This is a genomic window from Streptomyces sp. NPDC051041, from assembly GCF_044456065.1.
GTDB classification, from domain to species: domain Bacteria; phylum Actinomycetota; class Actinomycetes; order Streptomycetales; family Streptomycetaceae; genus Streptomyces; species Streptomyces glaucus.
Window position 1 is genome coordinate 1 of sequence record NZ_JBITFM010000045.1, and the last position, 1,161, is coordinate 1,161.

2 protein-coding genes are annotated in these 1,161 nt (G+C 66.7%); both read left to right on the forward strand.

Annotated features, from left to right (window positions below; translation table 11 throughout):
• The first annotated feature begins 122 nt into the window (after positions 1–122).
• Positions 123–575 carry a winged helix-turn-helix domain-containing protein gene (locus ACIBAI_RS28925; protein WP_399038785.1) on the forward strand — a complete coding sequence of 151 codons (453 nt, stop codon included), beginning with the start codon at positions 123–125 and terminating at the stop codon, positions 573–575.
• Positions 572–1,144, forward strand: coding sequence for a transposase (locus ACIBAI_RS28930; RefSeq protein ID WP_399038786.1), 573 nt, complete (start codon positions 572–574; stop codon positions 1,142–1,144). Before ACIBAI_RS28925 ends, ACIBAI_RS28930 begins: the two co-directional genes overlap by 4 nt.
• Positions 1,145–1,161: the final 17 nt, after the last annotated feature.

Here is a 1,161-nt window from a genome sequence, read left to right on the forward strand (position 1 = left end):
TACTGAGGTTTTCGTTAGTTCTGTGGGCGTGGCGGACTCGTTGGTGGGAGCCTGGGGTCGTGTCTTTCAAGCCTTCGCGTGCTGTCTCCGGGTCTGTCGTTCCCCCTTTGACACGACCACAGTTGGCCGAGGCCCGGCGTGTACGGGCAGCCGAGCTGTTCGAGCAGGAACGCTCGAATGCCGAGATCGCACGAACGCTGGAGGTCAGTGCCGAAAGCGTGCGGCGGTGGAAACGAGTATGGGAGAGGGGTGGCACTCACGCCTTACGGCGACGCCCGGCCACCGGTCGCCCGTCCAAGCTGGACGACGCCCAGGTCGAGCAGGTGCGGACCGTACTGGAGCAAGGCGCCCAGGCGCATGGCTTCGAGGCCGATCTGTGGACCTTGGAGCGGGTCGGCCTGGTGGTCGAGCGGGTGACGGGGGTGTCTTTGTCGCGGGCATCGGTGTGGCGGTTGCTGACCGGCCGGATGGGGTGGAGCCTGCAGCGGCCCGAGCGGCGGGCGGTCGAGCGGGACGAATCCGAGATCGCCCGCTGGATCGCGCATGAGTGGCCGCGCATCAAAAAGGGGCGGTGAACAAGCGTGCCTGGATCGTGTTCCTCGACGAATCAGGAGTGTCGCTGCTGCCCCAGGTCCGACGCACCTACGCGCCCCGCGGCCGCACCCCGACTCTGCGGCACCGGCTGAACTGGAAACGTGCTTCGATGGCCGCGGCCCTGGGGTATCACGCCGCTGATCACGACCGCGGTCCGCGGCTGTGCTTCCACCTCAAGCCCGGCAGCTACGACACCGCCGCACTCATTCAGGTCCTCGAGCAGGTCAAGGTCTTCTACGCCGAAGAGCCGGTAGTGCTGGTCTGGGACGGGCTGTCCGCCCACTGGAGCCGGGCCATGCGCGCCTGGGTCGCGCAGCAGGACTGGCTCACCCTCGAGCGATTACCGGCCTACGCACCCGAGCTCAACCCCGTCGAACTGCTGTGGTCGGCGATCAAGACACGTGAGCTCGCCAACCTCGCCGGCGACCACCTCGCAGACGTTGCCGACGCAGTCGAACGAGGCATCCACCGCATCAGCCAGAACGATCAGCTGCCCTGGTCCTTCCTCGCCCACACCGGACTCACCATCCACCCACCCCCACAGAACTAACGAAAACCTCAGTAGGG